This window comes from Dyella sp. ASV21, assembly GCF_016428975.1.
Classification (GTDB): Bacteria; Pseudomonadota; Gammaproteobacteria; order Xanthomonadales; family Rhodanobacteraceae; genus Dyella.
Window position 1 is genome coordinate 15,406 of the sequence record NZ_JAELTT010000010.1, and the last position, 21,315, is coordinate 36,720.

The window sequence follows — 21,315 nt, forward strand, 5'->3', positions numbered from 1 at the left end:
TCGCGCGGCACCCTGCCCGGAACCCACCTGCGTGGCCGCGAGCGCCATGCCTACCCGTCGCAATTTAGATCGATACAAGTGCAGGCCACAAGCGCATCTTCAGCAAACCACGCAGCGCGCTCGGCCCGCCGGCAGGTCGCGCCGTCGCTGCCTTTCATCCAACCCCATCACACCGCTGGCGGCCCACCATGCGTTTTGTCTTGAGCCACGCCGCGCCAGACACGATCATGTGCCGAACAGGCGTAGTCAGCGACGGAGGGGCGATGACACGGCGCCATAGCCAGGCGGGCCAGCACCCGCGACGCATCAAACGCAGCGCCTCGTCGGGCGGCCGATGGGCGTTCGTGCTCGTGCTCGCGCTCGCGGTGGACGGTGCGGTGGCCGCCGATACGTGCGCGCCTCTCCACGATGTGGACTCCAAGGTCGCGTTGATCCGTTTACGTCAGGCCTTTCGTCAGGCCGGCGTGTACCCCATGGAGCGCGTGAGCCTGCAGCCGGTGAAGCGCTGCAACGGTACGGTGTCCTCGTTGTTCGAAGCCAAGCTGGTCTACGGGAATGGCGGCCCCGCGTGGCTGGTGTCGCAGGACCTCGCTACCGGCAAGGCTACCGTGCAACAAGTGTACTGAGCCGCGCGCAGGTTCAAGCCGTGTTGGCTGCCTGCGCTATCCCGATGATGAAAGGAGCGATGGCGGATTCGTCATCGCGCAAGGCACTGCGCAACTGCAGCAGATGCGCCAGCGCTGGCTCGCAACTGCCGCGCGCCCAGGGCAGGGCCTGCGTGGTCAGCACGATGGCCTGATCCACGGCGTGGTCTGCGCGTTGCCAGCGCGCGGCGGACGGCCGGTCATACAGCTGCGCCAGTGTGGCGACCGCCCGCTGCATGGCCTCGACCAACGGCGGCGGCAGGTCCGCATGCCGCATGTCGCGACGCAGCTCGATCAGGGTACGGCCGCAATCGTGCACCGCCAGCCCCCAGGCCAGCAGGCTGCGGGACTCCTCGCTGTCTGGCTGGGTGAACTGCACGATCTGATGAAACAGATCCCTGTTCTCGCTCTCGAAGCCGTACAACAGACCTTCCAACGGCGCCGTGGCCGCCTGCGTTACCTGGCGCCGCAGTTGCTGAAGCTGGCGCCGACGCAACCAGCGGGTGCCGACCAGCGCGGGCATCGCCATGAAGGCCGCGCCGGTCATCATCAATCCCAAGAGCGAGGCGATGGACTCGTTGATGAAGCGCTCGGGGTGGTAGACCATCGGGTTCTTCAGGGCCAGGGTCAGCACGAAGCCCAGGGTGTAGCCGGCGCCTACGCCCGGCAAGGTGGCGTTCCGCGTACTGAGATAGGGCCCGATCAGCAGGAACGGCAGCGTGGCAAGGCACAGCATCAGGAAGCCATCGCTGCCTGGGAGCAGCCAGAATGTCACCACGTACGAGGCCACTACGCCCAGCGCAAAGCCCACCCAGGTAGTGGCCGTGGCGGAAACCGGCGACGGCGAGCTGGCGAGCAACCCGGAGAACAGCGTTGCCAGCAACATGGCGGTCGTCGCCGATGGCCAAGCGGTCGCCAGCCAGAACACGCTGAGCGAGAGCATGACCAGAAAAGTACGCAGCACGGCGAACAGCGGCGCAAGCCTGTCGTTGGCGCGCTTGAAGCGTATGCGCTCGGTCTGCGTCACCTTGCGCGTGCGGGTGTCACGCAAGGTGGCGGTGATCGCGACGAAGTCGCGCAACTCACCCACAAAGCGACGAACCAGCGCGGTACCGCTATCGAATTCGAGCAACAATGCCGATTCCTGACGCAGCTCTTTGCGCAGGTTCGCTGCCAGTGTCACCACCTCGGCATCGCATGCCGCCAGTCGCGCCGCCAGGCATCGCGGCGCGCGGCTCTGCCTGACCGAGGGTGAAAGCGCATCGGCCACCGGACCGCACAGGCGAATAAGCGCTCCCGCCGTGCGCGGATGATGATGCCGATGCAGACGACCGATCAGGTGATGCAGCGACTGAAAGCTGGTGGTGGCCGCCATGTAGCGAAGATTGAACAAGCGCATGCGACTGCTGCGAGCGCGAGCCTCGGCGTCTTCAAAGATCACCGAGGCGCGCAAGTCTTCCAACTGCACCGCCGCCCGCACCACGCGTAGATGCGCGCGCTCCATCTCGCTTCGCGGCATGCGACCGCCCAGGCTGGCGCGCGTAAAGTCGATAAAGTGATCGTAATGCTCGCGCACGCTGCGGTTGAGCGTGTCGCGCAACCGCTCCGGTAGCACGGTGTCGCTGACCAGGCCAGCGACGATGATCCCAAGCATGACCTCGCTCACGCGAAGCATGGCCGAATCGAACACGCCATAGGGGTTGTCAACGGCGGGCAAAGCCACCACCGAAGCCGTGTAGCCCGCCAGCACAAAGCCGTAGCCCATGAAGTTGCGATAGCGCACCGCGCCGCCCGAACACAGGCCGACCCACAACGAGAGGCTGAACAGAAACAGCTCGCGCTGCTGCGCAAACACCGCCATCAGCAGCACCGCAAACAAGCTGCCGGCCAGCGTGCCAATGGCGCGATAGAAACTCTTGGCGAGCACCATGCCGCTGTGCGGATGCATCACGATGCAGACGGTAATCATCGCCGTGGATGGCTGCTCCAGCTGAAACGCCATCGACAGCCACGCCGTGAGGTAGAACGCCAGCAGGCATTTGATGACGAATATCCACGCCTGTCGCTCACCGGCGAGGAACTCGCCCAAGGCGGTTCGCGACCGCGCCATCGGGCGATCTGGGGAGGCCACCGACATGGATGCGCTACCGTGCGACGCGATTGAGGCGTGGTGTCGCACCACCTTTCGGGCTACGCATGCTTTCGCCGCGCGTACAGGCACGGCGGACAGATACGGTGGTAGTGAAGCGAACTATCAAGACACAACCTGTCGATGCGTGTGTGGCTGCCACCATGGGCGAGCGGTGAAACCACGTGTGGCGTTGCCATTGCGTCGGCGGCAACAGTCAACGCGAGAGGCCTGCGCAATGCGGTGCGCACGGGCAGTGACGGCAGGTCACTACCCGCGCATGGCGATACGGTGTATCGGCGCTCAGCTCTGCACTTCGACGTACTGCGCCGGGCTGCGCGCGATGCCGATCAAGGTAAGGTTCTTCAGGCGATTGATCTTGCGCGGAAGATCACCCACCGATGCCTTGTTTGCATCCAGTGGCGACTGCGAGGTCGCGACCAGGCGATGGCCATCACACAGTGCCACGGTCAACGCCAGCGTGGCGGCAGCACTACCCGGCGCCGACCGTGCCGGCTGGCTGCAATAGGTATTGTCGGGCTTGACGGCATCGCCCAGCTCGACCACCCAGCGCTCGCTTTGCGTGTTCCTGGCCGCGCCGCTCGCCATGTCATCCGCGGTGTTCACAGGCAGCGCGTGCGGCAGCGCCTGCACGATCTGCGCATGGGTCGCGCCCGGCAGCTGCCCACGCACTTCGATCGGGAGATTCGGTGCGGCTTTTTCCCAGCGATAGACCGTGTCGTCGGTGGTCGCCCATTTCGCTTCGACCGTGGCATGGCAGCCCGCCAGCGCGGCGATCATGGCCAGTGCACACACAAGCAGGGGGATGGATTGAATACGTTGCATGGTGAAGGTATCTCGCTGAAGTAGGGAGGAAAGGCGGGAGCCAGCGGTTCCCGTAAAGGCCACGCGTGAACGGGTGCCTGGCGCGGGCGACAGAAAGCGGGGTCGACGCCGCACGCAGCGATGCGGCCGTGCACGTCGCCGAAGGGGCGATGGTGGGATCGTGGGTACGCACGAGCGCGGCCTCGTGCGGTATGTGGCGGGATACGCGCTAGTGAAGCGGCATCGTTCGTCGCCGCCTCGCCAGGGAGGCGACGGGATGGGACTGAAGCAAGGCAGGAACGGAGGCCATCATGGCGCGGGTGGAATCGGCTGAGCGAAGGCGTGAGTGTTACGGAATCGTTGCCGTGGATAAATCACTGCGCACGCCCCTCACTCGGTCCTGCGAATCCCCAATGCGTGCACCACCCAACGCGCCGCGGTCGGCTCAGCCCTGGACAGCGGGGCCACGCTCCCACGGCGCGCCGGCTTCCCACTGCTGCACCAGCAGGTCGATGAAGGCGCGCGTGCGCGGCGGGAGATGGCGCCGGCTGGGATAGACCAGCCGGATCGGGTCCGGCGGTGGTCGAAACGCGTGCAGCACTTCTACCAGCGTGCCAGCGCGCAGGTCATCGCCAACAAGGTAGTTGGCCAGATAGGCCAGGCCAAAGCCGGCCAGCGCCGATTGGCGCATCGCTTCGGAACTATCGGTGTTCATAAGGCCGGGGCCTTCGTATACATACGGACCGCTCGGCGTTTGCAGGTGCCACACGCGCGGACGATCGCCGCTGAGATACACCATGGTGTCGTGATCGGCGAGATCCGCGGGGGTTTGTGGCGTGCCGCGTCGCGCGAGGTACGCAGGCGAGGCGCATACCACGAATTGCTGCCAGGCCACGGTGCGCGTGAGTATCTGCGAGTCGTCCCTGGGCGCGCCGATGCGCACGGCGATATCCAGGCCCTCTTCCACCAGATCCACCGTGCGGTCGGTGAACCACAACTCGGTCTGCAGCTCCGGCCATTGTTTCAGGTACGCGTGGATGATCGGCAGGATGTGCCGCTGGCCGAATGAAGGCGGCGACATCAGCTTGAGCGTGCCGGTGGGGTGGCTGCGACGTAGCGCCATGGTGGCGTCCACGTCCTCCAGTTCGTCCAGGATCTGGCGCCAACGGTCGTAGACGATCGCGCCTTCGTCGGTGAGGCTGAGCTTGCGCGTGGTGCGATTAAGCAGCCGCACGCCCAGCTGTGTCTCCAGACGCACGATGCTTTTGCCGATGGCCGAGCGGGTGAGCCCCAGGGAGCTGGCCGCGGCGGTAAAGCTGCCGGTTTTCACCGCCGAGACGAACGCGGCGATGTCACCGAATCGGTAGGGTTCCATGATCGAGAGGTACGACGCTTGCGATGCTGCAGCAGTGCATTAGAGCAGCCCCGTGCCCTCTCGCCGATGAACCAGCGCACGTGATGGGCGGCGAAGGCCGCTCCGCCGGGCCTACCCCGGCGGAGCGGCGCCTGACCTCAGGCGAGATCGAAGCGATCGAGGTTCATCACCTTGACCCAGGCGGCGACGAAGTCGCGGATGAATTTCTCCTGCGCATCGGCACTGGCGTACACCTCGCTCAACGCGCGCAGCTGCGCGTTGGCGCCAAACACCAGATCGACGCGGCTGCCGCGCCACTTCACCTCGCCGGTCTTGCGATCGCGACCCTCGAACACCTCGCGCGCTTCGCTTTCCGGCTTCCATTCCGTGCCCATGTCGAGCAGGTTGCGGAAGAAGTCGTTGGTGAGGGTTTCCGGGCGGCTGGTAAAGACGCCGTGCGCCTCCTTGCCCGCATGCACGTTGAGCACGCGCAGGCCACCGAGGAGCACGGTCATTTCGGGCGCGGTCAAGGTAAGCAGCTGCGCCTTGTCGATCAACAGGTGTTCCGCCGGAATGCTGAACTTGCCCTTGAGGTAGTTGCGGAACCCGTCGGCCACCGGTTCGAGCATGCCCACCGACACCACGTCGGTCTGCTCCTGCGAGGCATCCATGCGACCCGGCGCGAACGGCACGCTGACCGCGTGACCGCCGTTCTTCGCCGCCTGCTCAATGCCCGCGCCACCCGCCAGCACGATGAGGTCGGCCAGCGAGATCTTCTTGCCACCGGATGCCGCGCCGTTGAAGTCGTGCTGGATGCCTTCGAGCACCTTGAGCACCTTGGCGAGCTGCGCGGGCTGATTCGCTTCCCAGTCCTTCTGCGGCGCCAGGCGAATGCGCGCACCGTTGGCGCCGCCACGCTTGTCAGAGCCACGGAAAGTGGATGCCGAAGCCCACGCGGTGGACACCAGTTCGGACACCCCCAGCCCCGAAGCGAGGATCTTCTGCTTGAGTGCGGCGATGTCCTGCGCATCCACCAGCGGGTGATTCACCGCGGGAATCGGGTCTTGCCAGATCAGTTCTTCCGTCGGCACTTCCGGGCCGAGATAGCGCACGCGCGGCCCCATGTCGCGATGGGTAAGCTTGAACCAGGCGCGTGCAAAGGCATCGGCCAACTGCTCGGGGTGCTCCATGAAGCGACGCGAGATCTTTTCGTAGATCGGATCGAAGCGCAGCGAGAGGTCGGTGGTGAGCATGGTCGGACGCAGCTTCTTGGCCGCATCGTGCGCATGCGGAATGGTCGCCTCGCTGTCCTTGGCCACCCACTGGTGCGCACCCGCGGGGCTCTTGGTCAGCTCCCACTCGTAGCCGAACAGGTTCTGGAAGAAACCGTTGCTCCACTGGGTGGGCGTGGTGGTCCAGGTCACCTCCAGGCCGCTGGTGATGGTGTCGCCGCCTTTGCCGGTGCCGAAGCTGTTCTTCCAGCCCAGGCCCTGGTTTTCCAGGTCGGCCGCCTCGGGCTCGGGGCCCACGTGATCGGCCGGGCCGGCGCCGTGCGTCTTGCCAAAGGTATGACCGCCCGCGATCAGGGCGACGGTTTCCTCATCGTCCATCGCCATGCGGCCGAAGGTGTCGCGGATGTCCTTGGCGGCGGCGAGCGGATCGGGGTTGCCGTCCGGGCCTTCCGGGTTCACGTAGATCAGGCCCATCTGCACGGCGGCCAGCGGGTTCTCCAGGTTGCGGCCCTGGTCGGTGCGGCTGCTCTCCGTGCCGTGCAGCGCCTTGTCGGCCACCACCACGCCTTCATCCTCGTTGCCGGCCGCGCCCTTGCCGTAGCGCAGGTCGCCACCCAGCCAGGTCTTTTCGGTACCCCAGTACACGTCTTGATCGGGCTCCCAGGTGTCCTGCCGGCCGCCGCCGAAACCGAAGGTCTTGAAGCCCATGGTTTCCAGCGCGACGTTGCCGGTAAGCACCAGCAGGTCGGCCCAGGAAATGTTCTGGCCGTACTTCTGCTTGATCGGCCACAGCAGACGGCGCGCCTTGTCCAGGCTCACGTTGTCCGGCCAGCTGTTGAGCGGCGCGAAGCGTTGCTGGCCGCGTCCGGCGCCACCGCGGCCATCGCCGATGCGATAAGTGCCCGCGCTATGCCAGGCCATGCGAATGAACAGCGGGCCATAGTGCCCAAAGTCGGCCGGCCACCAATCCTGCGAGTCGGTCATCAGCGCGGCGAGGTCTTTCTTCAGCGCCGCGTAGTCCAGGCTGCCGAACGCCTTGGCGTAATCGAAGCCTTGATCGAGCGGGTTGGACTTGCCGGAGTGCTGCGCGAGCAGATCCAGCCGCAACTGTTTGGGCCACCAGTCCAGGTTCGTGGTGCCGCTACCGGCGGTGTGCTTGAACGGGCACTTTGCTTCGTTTGACATGCGCTATCTCCTTGGATGGTGTACCCACAATGCGACGATGCTATGGCGTGGCGCCTCTAGGGCGCGTGGACGACTGACCCGCACCACGCCCTTTGTGACATGTCCTGTGTTCAGGGGCATGACGGGCACGAAGCCGGCTTCGCCAGCATCGACTCGCCAGCAACCCCTGGAATCTACCCCGGCGCAACCATCAATAGAATTCGTTTCTTGCAATGACTTCCATAGCTACAGGCTATGGATTTGGCGTGCCGCGCTGTATTGGCGAGCGCGTCTGGACGCCTGCGCCCCTCATTCGCGCGACCGCGCCCCATGCCCGCTGTCGCGCGGGTTGAACGGTGACGTAGAGTCGATGCCGGGTTGCGCCCAGTGGCCCGTTACAGCGACTGCACATACTCGGCCACGTCGGCCATGTCCTCGGGCGTGAGCTTGGTGATGATGCCGTGCATCACCGGCGATTGCCGCAGGTTGCTCTGGATCACCTTCAGCTGGTGCACGACATAGGCCGCATGCTGACCGGCAAGGCGCGGAAAGATGCCGTTGCCTTGCGCCTGCGCGCCATGGCAACTCGCGCAAGGCACCACCTTGTCGCTGACGCCTTGCTCGAACAGTTGCCTGCCGCGCGCGATGCGTTGCGCATCGCCGGGCACACCCGGGGCGGGCGTTTGCCGCGCAAAGTAGCGCCCCAGCGCAGCGGCGGTGGGGTCATCGATCAAGGTGGTCATGCCCAGCATATAGTCGTGCGCTTCTTTCTCGCCACGGCTGCCTTGCCTGAAGGCGTTGATCTGCGCCACCAGGTACGCCTGCTGCTGCGCCGCCAGCCGCGGGAACAGGGGCGAGTTGCTGCGACCGCCCGGCCCATGGCAACTCACGCACACCTGGGTGGCTAGCTTCACCGCGCTCTGGTCAGCTACCGCGTTCTGCTGCGACCAGGCCAGCGGCGCCGCGATGGCGAGCAGCGCGGTGCACAGACACTGCATGGCACGATCGCGCCTGGGCGTGCTCATCTCAGTACACCAGCCAGACATTGGCGAACAGCGTGTTGTTGTCCGAAGCACGTCGACCCGAGCCATCGTAGTTGCTCCCGGCACCATTGAACTTGCTGTAGTCGTAGTACTGCAGCATCAGGCGCACGTTGGGTAGCGGCAGATAATCCAGCTCACCTACCCAGTAATTGGTATCGGGCTTGCCATTGAGGCTGCCCGACACCGTGCCCGGACCATACAAGCCCATGTCCGCCGTGCCGTGCGTTCGATTGAATGCGAGCGTGGCGCCATATTTACGTTCGAAGTAATAGGTGAACTTGAGCTTGTCGGTCACCAAGGTATCGCCCAGGTTGGCAGGCGTGGGACCCACCCCGATGGGCGTGCCCGCCAGCGTCGCCGGATAGCTCGCGCGATAGTCCTGCGACTCGTGGATGTGGGTGTATTGCACGCTGTAGGTATGCGGATCGCCGATGTGCTGCCACTGCGTATCGAAAGCGATGTCGCGAAAGCGATCGGTCGGCGTATACGGCATGGTGTTGTCCGGGTACACGTTGAAGATCGCGCCATACGTGCCCAGCATCCAGGAGTTGGCGCCCCACTCGCGGCTATAGGCGATGCGCCAATACGGATTGAAGCCGTTCAGTCGCGTTACACCGCCCGGCACATGGATCAACTGCCCTTGGCGAAGGGGCGAGAAGAATCCATCGGCCGTCTGGTAGTTCGAAAACTCCACATAGACCCGCCGATTCCAGAACACGTAACCGCCCACGCCCGCCACCTGTTGGGCCAGGTTGCCATCGAGCATGGTGGTGGCGATCTGGGTAATGCCGTTGGGCGGCAAGGTAAACGGGAACCCGAACGCCGGCGTGCTGTTCCACACGTCCTGCAAGGTGGGGTTGTTGTTCACCGTCAGCCCGTACAGCCAGCGCAGATCGGTACTGTCGGGGTTGGCCGAACTGCCGGTGACGCGCAGGTCGGTGTTGTCGATACCGCTATGTCCCACCGTCTTGCCTGCGTTGTTGACGTACAGATTGTTGTACGTCCACTGCACCCAGCCGCCGATGTGGTCATTGATCTTGCCCGCCACGAACAAGCTGGCGCCGGAGAAGGCGACTTCGTCGGTCTTGGGGACGATCTTCTGGCCCTGGTCGTCACGGTTGTCGCGCACGCTGGTGACACCGAACTGCGCCATCACCGCCAGGGGCAGATCCTGCCGTTTGCCGAAGGTGTAGCCGCTGAGCTTGAACAGGCGCCCGTAGGGTGTGAGTTCGGGGAAGCTCAAATGACAGGCCACGCAGGCCTGACCGGTTTGCCGTGCGTAGGCCGGCACGGCCTGGGCAGGCATGACCATCACCAGCCACACCCATAGCGCCGCGGCGAGGAGCTTCCACGGGCTGGCTTTCAGGCTACGCATGATCCATCCCCAGTCGACTCGAGTCGCTGCGGAGTCACGCCTCAGGCCGTGGCGCCGCGATACGTCGATCTCACCGCCGCGGCGGGTGTCGCCTATTGATGGAGATCAACTTGACGCGCGACGGTCTCGACAGACCATCGGGACCGACGACGCGTGTCGCCGGTCCCGAGGCGCTTACGGCTGGTTGCCGGCGGCCTGCACGGCCGCGTAGGCGTTGACGATGCCCGAGCCGATCGGCTTGCTGCCGCTGGGCGTGACATGCGGCACCGTGGCCGAGGACTTCAACAGCGACGTGATCTGCGACGGCGTGAGCAGCCCCTTGCCCAGCGACAGGCGATAGCTCTGCATCAAAGCCACCACACCGGCCACATGCGGCGTCGCCTGCGAGGTGCCGGCCATGCCGCCATAGGTGCCGCTGGTGGGCGTGGTGGTGCCCGCGTTGATGGTCGACCAGATGAAACCCGTATTGACCTGCGTACCGCTGGAGCCGTCGTTCTTGTACACACCGCCACCCGGCGCCGCGACGGTGACGATGGTGCCGTAGTTGGAGTAGTACGCGCGGGCACTGGTGGTGCCCGTTGCCGCCACCACCACCGCGCCAGCGCAACTGGCGGGCGAATAGTTGGCCGCGTTGGCGTTACTGTTGCCGGCGGCCACCACCACGGTGGCGCCGCGGCCAATCGCACCGGTGATCGCCTGGCCCAGCACACTGCTGGACGGGCACGTGCCCGAACCGCCCAGGCTCAGGCTAAGCACCTGCGCGGGGTTGGCATTGGCGGGCACGCCGGCCACGCTGCCACCCGATGCCCAGGTGATGGCATCGGCGATATCGGCATTGGAGCCACCGCAGTGACCCAGCACGCGTACCGGCACCACCTTGGCACCGAACGCCGTACCTGCCATGCCGACACCGTTGTTGGTGATCTCGCCGCCCACCGTGCCGAACACGTGGGTACCGTGCCAACTGCTGTTTTCGGCGGCCTGCCCGGAACCGCACTGGTTGGCCGTGGTCCAGTCGCCGGTATCCCAGCCGCCGGCCACGCGGCCATTGGTGGAGCGGCCGGAAACGGACGCGCTGGTGATGAAGTCGTAACCGGCATTGGCGAGCGCGAGATTGAGATCCGGGTGATTGGTCACGCCGGTATCCAGGCTGGCGATGGTGACGCCGGTGCCATCGGCCAGGCTCCAGGCCTGCTGGATATTGGCGCCGCCCCAATTGGCGACGTTGGCGGCGAGCGTACTGTCATAGAAGCCGGTGCCGTTCGCCGCCAGGTAGTCCCACTGGTACGAGGCGTAGTACGAATCATTGGGTACGCTGAAAGTGGCCGCACCGGCTGGCTTGATGCCGTCCACCGCTTTGAGCATGTATTCCGGCTCCACATACGCCACCGACGGATCGGCGGCGATCTGGCGAATCAACGTGGCCGCTTCCGTGGCCGACAACGCGCGATCAGTGCGCACCAGATCGGCGCCGCTGGCAAGCTTGCGGCCATAGCGCACATGGAGCGCGCGCGGCGCGGCCAGCGTACCGGCCACCAGTTTGGCGCGACCGGCCGCCACGCCGATGTTCTGCACCGCCGCGTTGGCATTGCTGCGTTCGGTGCTGCCATTCTTGTAGGTGATGATGAACCCGCTATAGGTCTGGTCGCTTTGCAGCGGACTCACGTCGAAGTTATTCGACGGCGGCGGCGCCGTGCCGAAGTCCGTGGCGCCCACGGTGGCGGAGAAGGCCAGCAGCAGCGCTGCGGCCAGGCCATGCTTGTTGGATAGACGCTTCATTGGTTGCTCCCCATGTCAGTGTTGGGTCGACGGTGTCATGCAACCTCCCTGTCTTGACCCGGCCGCCCACGGTGCCAACGCACGCGCAGCTGCGACCGCCCGATGGTTCGGGCCTTCAACGTTGTTTTCCCCAGGAACACGGCGGCACTCCCATACACGCCGCAAAGCCAAAGCAAGCCGCACCCATCGCGCGCACTCGTGGTCGGGTGCGAACGGCTGGTACAGAAGTCGAACAAGACGCATGAACGTGCTCGTCCGCCAGCGCGGAGAGCCGGCCTACTCCACCGGAGCGGCCTTCCAGACCCCGCCAACCATTGGCCAGGACCTAACGCAGAAAATCGCGATGAGGGCGATTGCCGCACGGCGCACGTGAAGAAATCGCAAATATTTGCAGGGGAATCGCGACAACTAACGACGCTTTGTGCGGCAGCTCACAGTGTTGCCCGCCCCTTGGTCAGATGGCGCGACGCCCGCAGCCACCGTTGCCTGGATTCAAGCGACGAGCGAGGGCCGGCGTCGCGCGACGCCGGCCCTCCGCCATGACCGTTTACGGCTGGGCACCCGCCGCTTGCACGGCGGCGTAGGCATGGACGATGCCGGCGCCAATGGGCGCACCGACACTGGGCGCCACGTGCGGCACGCTAGCGGTCGACTTCAACAACGAGGCAACTTGCGCTGGCGTGAGCAACCCTTTGCCCTGCGACAGGCGATAGCTCTGCATCAACGCCACCACACCCGCCACATGCGGCGTTGCCTGCGAGGTGCCGGCCTTGCCGTTATACGTGCCAGCAACCGGCACGGTCTTGCCCGTGTTGCCCGCCGACCAGATGAAGCCCGTGTTGACCTGCGTACCGCTGGCAGCGTCATTCTTGTAGACGCCACCACCCGGCGCGGCCACCGTTACCAAGGCTCCGTAGTTGGAGTAATACGAACGCGCGCCGGTGGTACCCGTGGATGCGACCACCACGGCGCCAGGACAGTTGGCCGGCGAGTAGTTGACGACGTCGGCGTTGTCGTTGCCCGCCGCCACCAACACCGTGGCGCCACGCCCGATGGCTCCGGTGATCGCCGTTGCCAACGTACTGGTGGCCGCGCAAGTGCCCTTTCCGCCCAGGCTCAGGCTGATGACCTGCGCCGGGTTCGCATTGGCCGGCACGCCGGCAACGGGACCGCCGGAAGCCCAGGTAATGGCATCGGCGATGTCGGCATTGGAGCCACCGCAATGACCCAGCACGCGTACCGGAACCACCCTGGCGCCGAACGCCGTACCTGCAAGGCCGACACCATTGTTGGTGACCTGCCCGCCCGCGGTACCGAACACGTGCGTTCCGTGCCAACTGCTGTTCGCCGCGGCCTTACCGGAACATTGACCGGCGACAACCCAGTCCCCGGTGTCCCAGGCACCCGGCACGCGGCCATTGGTCGCGCGGCCGGAAGTCGACGCCGCCGTGATGAAGTCGTAACCCGCATCGACCATCGACAGGTTGAGATCCGGATGGTTGGTCACGCCGGTATCGAGGCTGGCGATGGTGATGCCGGCACCATCCGCCAGACGCCACGCGTCTTGGGTGTGGGTACCCCCCCAGTTGGGAATGTCGATGCGCTGGGTGCTGTCGTAGAACCCCGCGCCGTTCGCGGCGAGATAGTCCCACTGGTAGCCGCCATAGTAGTCATCGTTGGGCGCGGTAAACGCGGCCGCGCCCGCGGGCTCCGGCTCCGGTTCCTGCTCGATATCGCTCACCGCCTGCAGCATGTACTCCGGCTCCACAAACGCCACTGCCGGATCGGCGGCGATCTGGCGGATCAGCGTGGCCGCTTCGCTCGACGAGAGGGCGCGATCGGTTTCTACCAGATCGGCGCCGGTGGCCAGCTTGCGGCCGTAACGCACGCTGATGGCGCGCGATGTGGCCCGGTTGGCGGTCATCAACCTGGCGCGGCTGACAGCCACCCCCACGTTCTGCACCGCGACGCTCGCATGGCTGCGCTCGGCGCTGCCGTCCTTGTAGGTGATGATGAAGCCGGTATACGTCTGATTCGTCTGTAACGCGCTGACATCGAAGTTGGGGGATGGCGGCGGAGAGGTACCGAACTCGACAGCGGCCGCCTCAGCGGTGAGCGCCAGCATGAGTGCGACGGCCAAACCTTGCACCTTAAGAGCGTTCTTCATGGTGATCTCTCCTTTACAACATAGGATCGAAGGCTCTACGCCCCAGCGCGCCCGGGCCTGATCGCGGCATGCATGCGGGTGCACGTCGCCGCGATGGCTCGATGACTCGAACCTTCGATATCGCCTTGATCAAGACGCGGCGCCTCCCCAAAAGCGCCGCAAGAGGGATGTGAGTGGTGCGAGCTGCTGGATTTGTGCCCTTGTTACCGCGAGCGACGCCTGGTCGACACGGAACGCGAACGCTGGCCGAACCTCACTTCTCGCTTTCCCACATCGTCCGCGAACATCCCGAAATCGATGAGTCGCCGCTTACCGAAGCTCACCTTTCGCAAGATTTCTCGGACAGATCGATTCCCTCATTACCTATGTGAAGACATCGCAAAAACATGCTGCCTCATCGAAGGCACCTACAAAACTTTGTGCGTTAGTGCACAGGCCCTGCCGGCATGGAAAGCATGAAGGTTCTTGCGCGTGCTCAACCTCCCGGCTGATACACGCGCTCGATGTGGCCTTGCAGGTCGTCCGGCCAGAAATAAACCTTGCGCAAATGGCCGGTGGTGTAACGCTCGGCCTCGTCATTGAAGTGCGGCGATGCAGGGTGGCCGCTTTCACCGCCCGCGGTGATGGCGCGTGCTTGCACCTTGTCACCAAACTCCACCACGGCCACGAAGCTGTTGCCGCTGGTGCCGTAATAGCGACGCGTGCCCGGCCAGCGATGCGCGCCAAATGAAGCCAGCGAACCCCAACGCGACGACGTGAACGGCACCGGGATGCTGGGCTTGCTGTCGTCGAAGGGCTGCACCAAATCGCCATTGAGGCGCTGATAGCGATTCACCTCGCCCCAGGGCACACCCCAGCTGCCGAAGTCGCGTTCGAGTCGATCGGCGGCTTCGGCCAGTGCGCCCAGGCGGGCCTTGGCACCGGCGCGTTCGGCCATGATGTCGTAGACGGAAAGACTCTCCGATACATCGGACTTGTCCACCTTGTCCCACAACGTATCGCCCCAGAACACGGCCAGCGACGTCGGCATGGAGGCTATACCCCAGCGGAAATCCCAATGACGCAGCAAGCCGATGGGGCCCGCCAGTTTGGACTTCAGCGGATCGGTGGCGGACAGGGCGTCGTAGTCGGCTACCAAGATGGGTATCTGCCGCGCGAACGCCGGCAGATACGAATCGAACGCCGCATCGATCAGCGACGCCAGCGTGAACTCCCGACGATCGCCGAGTACGCGCAACGCATGCAGGCCACGTGGATTCTCGCCCACGCTATCCATGTAGCGCGGATAGTCCGCGCGCTTGGGACTGTAGGCACCCGCGGCCGAGTAAGGCCAGTTGTTGGTATTCATGATCCAGCCGTTGGGCGGATCGAGCAGGTGCGGTCCCTGGTCCAGCGGCAACAGACCCTGCCAATCGGTAGCCGGATCGCTGCCATCCACCGGCTTGGTGTAGTCGAAACGGTTATCGCGCTTGGGAATGAATTGCGGATGCAGGTACGCGATATGGCCTTGGTCGTCCGCATAGATGGTGTTGTTGGACGAGTTGGCCTTGAGCTCGGCGATCTTCATGAAGCTGGCGAAGTCGTTCGCCTTGGTGCGCAGCCAGCTCTGCTCCAGCGCTTCCATGGGCTTGTTCATCAGCGCGGTGGCGATCCATTTGCCATCGGCTTCGCGTACCACGGGACCGTGATGCGTGGCGTAGGTGGTGAACGTACGCGTGCCCATCGAGCCATCGCTCTTGCGATAGGCCACCCGTATGTCGCGCGCGTGTACGGGTCGCAGCGCGCCGCCATAGCGATAGCTCAACGTGCTGCCATCGCGCACGATGGTCTCGGCGAATTCGTCCACCACATCGGCGGTGGTGGAGGTATGCATCCAGCCGATGTGCGGATTGAAACCCTGGTAGATAAAGAACTGTCCCCAGGTCACCGCGCCGTAGGCATCCAGCCCCGCATCGCTGCTCATCTGCAATTCGGAGCGAAAGAAGAACGACGTGTGCGGATTTATCAGCAGCAGCGCATGACCGTCCGCGCTGAGCTTGGGTGCAATGGCGATGCCGTTGGAACCGGTCGGCTCCACCCAGCTTGATGGCGTATCCGCGAAGGCCACCGTATCGCCGGCTTTACCGTAGAACGCCTGCAAGTCCTTCAGCGACACGCGCTCGATATCGCCACCAATGCTGCCCTCGCTGAAGCTCAAGGCCATCCACGGCTCGAAATGCGTAATCACGCGTGGATGCACGTCCGGATGCGTGGCGAGGTAATAGTTGAGGCCATCGGCCCAGGCGTTCATCAGCTCACGCAGCCATGCAGGGCTTTGCGCGTACAGGCGCTGGAGCTGCAACGGATCGATCCACAGTTGCTGGCGCAGGTCCGACCAGATCGCCTGCTCGCCTTCGGCCTGAGCCAACCAGCCCAGCGCGTTGAGGTAATTGGTTTCGACGCGGGGAAAGTCGTCCTCGGCCTGGGTGTAAGCCATGCCGAACACCGCATCGGCATCGGTCTTGCCATGCACATGGGCAATGCCCCAGTCATCGCGGGTGATGGTCACCGCCTGCGCCTGATGCTGCCAGCGCGCAAGGTCCGCACTCGCCGCGTGCGCGCCGGCAGCGACCAGACCCAGCGCCACACACACCGCACCGGCCAGCATGCCCGGCACCACACGGTGCCGCTTCATCCCCGTGGTCTGCACGCCCATGCTTCCGCTCCCCTTGCTCATGCGCTGATCCCGCATTGGTGGTATCCCCAGACTATTGCCCGATAGTAGCCAAGCCGCCGCGCCTGCCGATAGGCAAGCAGCGCGACGTGTCCGCGAAGGACCACGCCTGCCATCCGCCCGCCGAGGCGTTCTGCCGGCGCAGCGGCGCGGCGCGTGTGGGTACCCGGCTGGCCTCACGCCGAGCTGGCCGGCATGGCCCGAGCCACGACGGGGCCTGATCGACGCAGACCGTCGCCGCCGGGGCGGTACAATGGGCGCCATGAGTACTCCCGAACATTCCCCGCTCGGCAAGACCACCGTCTACGCCGACCGTTACGATCCCAGCCTGTTGTTTCCCATTCCCCGCAGCGCCAAGCGCGAGGAAATCGGCGTGACGTTGCCGCTGCCCTTCCATGGCGAGGACATCTGGAACGCCTATGAGCTGTCCTGGCTGGACGCGCGTGGCAAACCGGTGGTGGCGCTGGCCGAATTCCGCGTGCCGGCCGCTTCGCCCCATATCATTGAGTCCAAATCGTTCAAGCTCTACCTCAATGGCTTTTCGCAGGAACGCCTGACCGATACGGCCACCCTGATGGATACGCTGGTGCGCGACCTCTCCGCCGCGGCCGGTGCGCCGGTATCGGTGACGCTGAGCGACGCGCAGGCACGCGGGCATGCGGTGACCGACCTGGATGGCACGCTGGTCGATGAACTCACCGTCGACATCGACGACTACGGCCCGCCGCGCGCGGATTACCTGCAAGCGGACGCCACCGCCCCCGTGATCGAGGAAGCGCTGGTTTCCAACTTGCTGCGCTCCAACTGCCCGGTCACCGGCCAGCCCGACTGGGGCAGCGTGCAGATCCGCTACCGCGGCGCGCCCATCGACCCGGCGGGCTTGCTGCGCTATCTGGTGTCCTTCCGCAATCACAACGAATTCCACGAACAGTGCGTGGAGCGCATTTTCGTGGACGTGATGGCGCGCTGCCGCCCACAGAAACTCAGCGTCTACGCGCGCTACACGCGTCGCGGCGGCCTGGATATCAACCCTTACCGCAGCACCGGCACCGAAACACCCGGCAATCCGCGCGGCGCACGCCAGTAAAACCCACGATGTGAAGCCAATGTCGCAGCCCACGCCCTCGCTTAAGGGGGCTTCAGTGCGGCAAGGCTACCCTGTCTCTGCACAGCGGCTCGTCGCATCCACGATGAGCCGCTGTGTTCCGTCACTAGCCACGGGGTCAGTCATGAACGCTCACGTACGCCACACCGCCATGTACTGCGCGACCCTTGCCGGCCTGCTGATGCTCAGCGCGTGCGGCAAGAACGAGCAGGAATCCAACACCACACCCCCTGCGCCGGCCACCAGCGCACCCGCGCCGACGATGCCTGTTTCGCCTCCGCCGGCAGGCACGGCACCGGCACCGGCCATGTCCTCGCCCGCCATGCCTGCCTCCTCGCCCGCCAGCGGCGGCATGGCCAGCGTCCCTGCCCACAACGAGATCAAGGTCGCCGCCGTCACGCTCGGCAGCGCGGTGGATCGCTCGCTGGCGGTCAGTAAGGAACAGCGCCACTTCGCTCCGGAAGACAAGGCCATCTACGCGGCCGTCAACACCGTGGGCCGCGCCGACAGCGCCACCTTGAATGCCACCTGGAGCTACGAGGAAGGCAAGGGCCAGACCTTCAGCAGCACCACCGAATCCATTGCTACCGATGGACCGGCCACCACCACGTTCAAGGTGCAGAACCCCAACGCGTGGCCGCAGGGCAAGTACCGCGTGCAGATTTCACTCAACGGCAAGCCGGTCGCCAGCGAGAACTTTGAAATTCGCAGTTAAGCCGAAACGCACACTGCCACCCGTAAAGGGCGCCATGGGGCGCCCTTTTTTTGCGCGCAACGCGGTCAGCCCACCGCTTCGTCCAGCATGCGCGCGGGCATTGCGCGGCGACGCGCGTCGCGCCAGCGCAGGCATGGTCGCTCCACGGCGTAATGGAGCAAGACGCCACCGGCCAGGGTCGCCATCGCATACGCCACGAACAACAGCCAATGATGGTGTTGCAGGCGTTCGGCGACATGTTCGTGCACCAGATGCAACATGCCCTTGTGGCAGAGATACAGACTGTAGGAAATACCGGCGAACCACGCCGCCCCCGGTACGCGCACCCTCGCCAACAGCGACGTACCGCCGCTGGCTGCCGCGACCAGCGCCAACAGGGCGAGCGACAACAGGGGATAGCCCACCACCGTGGCGGCGAAGCCCGTGCGCTGCCGAAAGAGCGCGATGGAAGCGGCCAACAGCGAGAGCCCCAGCAACAGCACCAGGTTGCCCTGTCGTTGCACCCATGCCATCCAGCCTGGGCGATACACCGCGCACGCGGCCAAGGCCACCCCAGCCAGCAGACCATCGAGGCGGGAATAGGTCGGGTAGTAGATGTAGCGAAGGAACATCAGCCCCGAGCTACCGTCATCGGCCAGGCGCGCAGGCTGGTAGCAGTGCAGCCACAACCATGCACGCAACACCATGCCACCCCCGACGATGCACGCGCCCAGCAGGGCGAAGCGCCCTATCGACGGCTTGATCGCTGGCTTGCGCAGCATCCACAGCGCAGCAATCGGAAACAGTAGATAGAAGTGCTCTTCCACGCATAGCGACCAGACATGCGAGAACGCGTAGTTATCCGGCTGGTCGAACAGCAGGTTGAAGGTGAACGTGGGGAACTGCCATAGCGGCTGCATTCCCGGTGTTTCGCGCCACGCTGGCCACAGGGCGTACAAGGCCAGCGTTACGACAAACGCCGGCAGGATGCGATAGGCGCGGCGGCGATAGAAGCCGTAGAAATCCAGGCTGTGCCCGGCGGCCAACGGCCGCAGCACCTGGGTGCCGATCAGGTAACCGCTCAGCACGAAGAACAGGTCCACGCCCATCCAGCCGTACTGCTCGGCGCCGGCGAGATGGTCACCCACCCCGCCCACCAGATAAGAGTGAAACACCATCACCCAGAGAATGGCGACGGTGCGTAGCAGGTCCAGACCGGGAAAGCGCATGTCGTTGCAGGTTCCGTAGTGAGAGTCAACGCGCCGCGAGCGCGGCGTGCAGTGGATCGATGTAGGTGCGGCTGGCGCGCAGTGGAGTGCCATCGCGCAAGCGCAACAGGCAATCGCGATTGGATAGCGCCTCCATTTCAGCGATGCGGTCCACCCGTACGATGGTGGAGCGGTGAATGCGCACGAAGCGGCGAGGGTCCAGTCGCAGGCTCAGCTGGTGCAGCGATTCGCGCAATAAGTACACGCGCGATCCAACATGCAGGCCGGCATAGTCGTCCTGCGCCTCGATCCAATCGATGTCGCTGGCGTCGATCACCGCGATGCGTTGCCCGATCCGCACGCTGAAGCGCTCGACCCAGGGCGTGGCCGCCGTATCCACGCCGGGCTGCGAGCGATGGCGCAGCGCGGCCCGCGCACGATCCAGCGACTCCTGAAAGCGCGAATCGTCGATGGGCTTGAGCAGGTAATCCAAGGCCTGCAATTCGAAAGCCGCCACGGCGAAGTGATCGTAAGCGGTAAGCAGCACCGCCAGTGGCCGTACCGAGGGCGGCAGGCGGCGCAACACCTCGATGCCGCTCGGCCCGGGCATCTGCACATCCATGAACACCAGGTCCGGCCGCAGCGCCTGCACGGCCTGTGCCGCAGCATCCCCATCGCCTGCCTCGCCCACGCACGACACATCCGGCTGCGCGGCCAGGCGAGCACGCACCCCATCGCGGGCCAACGGTTCGTCATCGACCACCAGCACCCGCATCATGCGGCTCGCTCGTGCGACGTGGGCGCCAGGGCGGCCCGTCGCAGTGGCAAGCCAATGCGCAGGGTATAGCTGCCCTCGGGAGTCTTCGCCACGCTCAGCGCATGCGTCTCCGGGTACAAGGTCCGCAGGCGCTGGCGCAGGTTGCTCAGGCCGATCGCCGAGGGTCGTTGCGCGTGCGGCTCTTCCGCTTGCGGCGCACCGTCGTTATGCAGCGTCATCACCAGTTGGTCGTCTTCGGCATCGATTCGCAGGCTCACCGTTCCCCCCATCGCGCGCCGCGCAATGCCATGGCGTATCGCGTTCTCCAGCAGCGGCTGCAACAGCAGTGGCGGCACCTTGGCCTGCAGCAATCCCGGCCCCACGCGCATGTTCACCTGCAAGCGCTGGCCGAATCGGGCCTTTTCGATGTCGAGATAGTGTTCGGTCAACGACAACTCATCGGCCAGGGTCACCTCCGGCGTATCGCTGCGCTCAAGCGTGGCCCGCAACAGATCACCCAGCCGCGCGATCATGCGCGTGGCGTCCTGTCCTCGGCCATCGGCTACCAGGGCCGAAATGCTGTTGAGCGTGTTGAACAGAAAGTGCGGATGCAGTTGATACTGCAAGGCGCGCAACTGGGCCTCCCGCGCCTGTGCGGCGGCCTGCGCCTCGCGCTGGCGAGCGGCTTGCAAGGCATCGTAGTGATGCAGCAACTCGTGCACCGCGCAAAAGGCGATCAGCGCCAGCCAGCAGCCGTCCAGGCCAACAAAGATGCGCCGAAGCTGAAACGCCGGCGCCAGCCCCGCGTGAACGGCCGCGGCAAGCGCCAACGCGCTGTTGATTACCGAAGCCACGTACGTCGCCACCAGCAGCAGCGGCACGCGAAGGCGCGCGGACGCATCGCGCCGCCACAGCATGCGCTGAAACAGGCTGAGCGGGACGATCCAGCCCAGATAGCAGGCCGCGTAGAACGCGCGATACGCGCCTGCATAGGCATGCCCCAACTCCGGCAATGCCATCACGCCCATGCACAGGGCGATGGGCAGGCCCGCCAGCAGGGCGACGCGCAGCGGTAGTCCACCGGATGGATCGGGGCGCGAAATGCTCGTCATGGTGTTGCTCGCAAG

Annotated in this window: 15 protein-coding genes; 3 read left to right on the top strand and 12 right to left on the bottom strand. The window is 65.1% G+C overall.

Annotation, left to right across the window (positions count from 1 at the left end):
• Positions 1-263 precede the first annotated feature (263 nt).
• Positions 264-626: a hypothetical protein gene (locus JHD67_RS05405; RefSeq protein WP_199098094.1), complete on the top strand. Its 363-nt coding sequence runs from the start codon at positions 264-266 to the stop codon at positions 624-626.
• A 13-nt stretch (positions 627-639) separates the two neighbouring features.
• On the opposite strand, the gene JHD67_RS05410 is transcribed toward JHD67_RS05405, so the two are convergent.
• The 9 genes from JHD67_RS05410 to JHD67_RS05450 all read right to left on the bottom strand — a co-directional run bounded on the left by JHD67_RS05410 (position 640) and on the right by JHD67_RS05450 (position 16,358).
• On the bottom strand, positions 640-2,754 hold the full coding sequence (locus JHD67_RS05410) for an FUSC family protein (protein WP_233171651.1): 2,115 nt from the start codon (positions 2,752-2,754) through the stop codon (positions 640-642).
• Positions 2,755-3,075: 321 nt separating this feature from the next.
• Positions 3,076-3,618: a hypothetical protein gene (locus tag JHD67_RS05415; protein ID WP_199098098.1), complete on the bottom strand. Its 543-nt coding sequence runs from the start codon at positions 3,616-3,618 to the stop codon at positions 3,076-3,078.
• A 424-nt stretch (positions 3,619-4,042) separates the two neighbouring features.
• Positions 4,043-4,972, bottom strand: a complete 930-nt coding sequence (locus tag JHD67_RS05420; RefSeq protein WP_199098100.1) for a LysR family transcriptional regulator — start codon at positions 4,970-4,972, stop codon at positions 4,043-4,045.
• A 137-nt stretch (positions 4,973-5,109) separates the two neighbouring features.
• Positions 5,110-7,368 (bottom strand): catalase/peroxidase HPI, encoded by a 2,259-nt coding sequence (gene katG / locus JHD67_RS05425; RefSeq protein ID WP_199098102.1) that lies wholly within the window; start codon positions 7,366-7,368, stop codon positions 5,110-5,112.
• 374 nt (positions 7,369-7,742) lie between these two features.
• The gene (locus tag JHD67_RS05430; protein ID WP_199098104.1) at positions 7,743-8,372 is read right to left on the bottom strand and encodes a c-type cytochrome; all 630 of its coding nucleotides are present in this window, start codon (positions 8,370-8,372) and stop codon (positions 7,743-7,745) included.
• A gap of 1 nt (position 8,373) precedes the next feature.
• Positions 8,374-9,765 carry a hypothetical protein gene (locus JHD67_RS05435; protein ID WP_199098106.1) on the bottom strand — a complete coding sequence of 464 codons (1,392 nt, stop codon included), beginning with the start codon at positions 9,763-9,765 and terminating at the stop codon, positions 8,374-8,376.
• A 174-nt stretch (positions 9,766-9,939) separates the two neighbouring features.
• A complete protein-coding gene (locus JHD67_RS05440; protein WP_199098108.1) occupies positions 9,940-11,544 on the bottom strand; it encodes a S8 family serine peptidase in 1,605 nt (534 codons plus the stop codon).
• A gap of 547 nt (positions 11,545-12,091) precedes the next feature.
• Positions 12,092-13,711, bottom strand: a complete 1,620-nt coding sequence (locus JHD67_RS05445) for a S8 family serine peptidase (RefSeq protein ID WP_199098110.1) — start codon at positions 13,709-13,711, stop codon at positions 12,092-12,094.
• Between the two features lie 475 nt (positions 13,712-14,186).
• Positions 14,187-16,358: a penicillin acylase family protein gene (locus JHD67_RS05450; protein ID WP_233171656.1), complete on the bottom strand. Its 2,172-nt coding sequence runs from the start codon at positions 16,356-16,358 to the stop codon at positions 14,187-14,189.
• A gap of 328 nt (positions 16,359-16,686) precedes the next feature.
• Here JHD67_RS05450 and queF point away from each other — a divergent pair, with 328 nt between their 5' ends.
• Together queF and JHD67_RS05460 are read left to right on the top strand one after the other, a co-directional pair.
• A complete protein-coding gene (queF, locus tag JHD67_RS05455) occupies positions 16,687-17,511 on the top strand; it encodes an NADPH-dependent 7-cyano-7-deazaguanine reductase QueF (RefSeq protein ID WP_199098112.1) in 825 nt (274 codons plus the stop codon).
• A gap of 142 nt (positions 17,512-17,653) precedes the next feature.
• Positions 17,654-18,244, top strand: coding sequence for a hypothetical protein (locus JHD67_RS05460; RefSeq protein WP_199098114.1), 591 nt, complete (start codon positions 17,654-17,656; stop codon positions 18,242-18,244).
• Positions 18,245-18,309: 65 nt separating this feature from the next.
• Here JHD67_RS05460 and JHD67_RS05465 read toward each other — a convergent pair whose 3' ends face one another.
• The 3 genes from JHD67_RS05465 to JHD67_RS05475 are packed head-to-tail and all read right to left on the bottom strand — an operon-like array spanning position 18,310 to position 21,300.
• Positions 18,310-19,452 (bottom strand): acyltransferase, encoded by a 1,143-nt coding sequence (locus tag JHD67_RS05465; protein WP_199098116.1) that lies wholly within the window; start codon positions 19,450-19,452, stop codon positions 18,310-18,312.
• A 25-nt stretch (positions 19,453-19,477) separates the two neighbouring features.
• On the bottom strand, positions 19,478-20,209 hold the full coding sequence (locus tag JHD67_RS05470; RefSeq protein ID WP_199098117.1) for a LytTR family DNA-binding domain-containing protein: 732 nt from the start codon (positions 20,207-20,209) through the stop codon (positions 19,478-19,480).
• Positions 20,206-21,300, bottom strand: coding sequence for a histidine kinase (locus tag JHD67_RS05475; protein ID WP_199098119.1), 1,095 nt, complete (start codon positions 21,298-21,300; stop codon positions 20,206-20,208). Before JHD67_RS05475 ends, JHD67_RS05470 begins: the two co-directional genes overlap by 4 nt.
• Between the last annotated feature and the right edge of the window lie 15 nt (positions 21,301-21,315).

Bases quoted from the DNA above. Each gene is read 5' to 3' on its own strand.
- JHD67_RS05405 (WP_199098094.1), top strand. From the start codon at position 264: ATGACACGGCGCCATAGCCAGGCGGGCCAGCACCCGCGACGCATCAAA.
- JHD67_RS05410 (WP_233171651.1), bottom strand. From the start codon at position 2,754: ATGGCGCGGTCGCGAACCGCCTTGGGCGAGTTCCTCGCCGGTGAGCGA.
- JHD67_RS05415 (WP_199098098.1), bottom strand. From the start codon at position 3,618: ATGCAACGTATTCAATCCATCCCCCTGCTTGTGTGTGCACTGGCCATG.
- JHD67_RS05420 (WP_199098100.1), bottom strand. From the start codon at position 4,972: ATGGAACCCTACCGATTCGGTGACATCGCCGCGTTCGTCTCGGCGGTG.
- katG (WP_199098102.1), bottom strand. From the start codon at position 7,368: ATGTCAAACGAAGCAAAGTGCCCGTTCAAGCACACCGCCGGTAGCGGC.
- JHD67_RS05430 (WP_199098104.1), bottom strand. From the start codon at position 8,372: ATGAGCACGCCCAGGCGCGATCGTGCCATGCAGTGTCTGTGCACCGCG.
- JHD67_RS05435 (WP_199098106.1), bottom strand. From the start codon at position 9,765: ATGCGTAGCCTGAAAGCCAGCCCGTGGAAGCTCCTCGCCGCGGCGCTA.
- JHD67_RS05440 (WP_199098108.1), bottom strand. From the start codon at position 11,544: ATGAAGCGTCTATCCAACAAGCATGGCCTGGCCGCAGCGCTGCTGCTG.
- JHD67_RS05445 (WP_199098110.1), bottom strand. From the start codon at position 13,711: ATGAAGAACGCTCTTAAGGTGCAAGGTTTGGCCGTCGCACTCATGCTG.
- JHD67_RS05450 (WP_233171656.1), bottom strand. From the start codon at position 16,358: ATGCTGGCCGGTGCGGTGTGTGTGGCGCTGGGTCTGGTCGCTGCCGGC.
- queF (WP_199098112.1), top strand. From the start codon at position 16,687: ATGAGTACTCCCGAACATTCCCCGCTCGGCAAGACCACCGTCTACGCC.
- JHD67_RS05460 (WP_199098114.1), top strand. From the start codon at position 17,654: ATGAACGCTCACGTACGCCACACCGCCATGTACTGCGCGACCCTTGCC.
- JHD67_RS05465 (WP_199098116.1), bottom strand. From the start codon at position 19,452: ATGCGCTTTCCCGGTCTGGACCTGCTACGCACCGTCGCCATTCTCTGG.
- JHD67_RS05470 (WP_199098117.1), bottom strand. From the start codon at position 20,209: ATGATGCGGGTGCTGGTGGTCGATGACGAACCGTTGGCCCGCGATGGG.
- JHD67_RS05475 (WP_199098119.1), bottom strand. From the start codon at position 21,300: ATGACGAGCATTTCGCGCCCCGATCCATCCGGTGGACTACCGCTGCGC.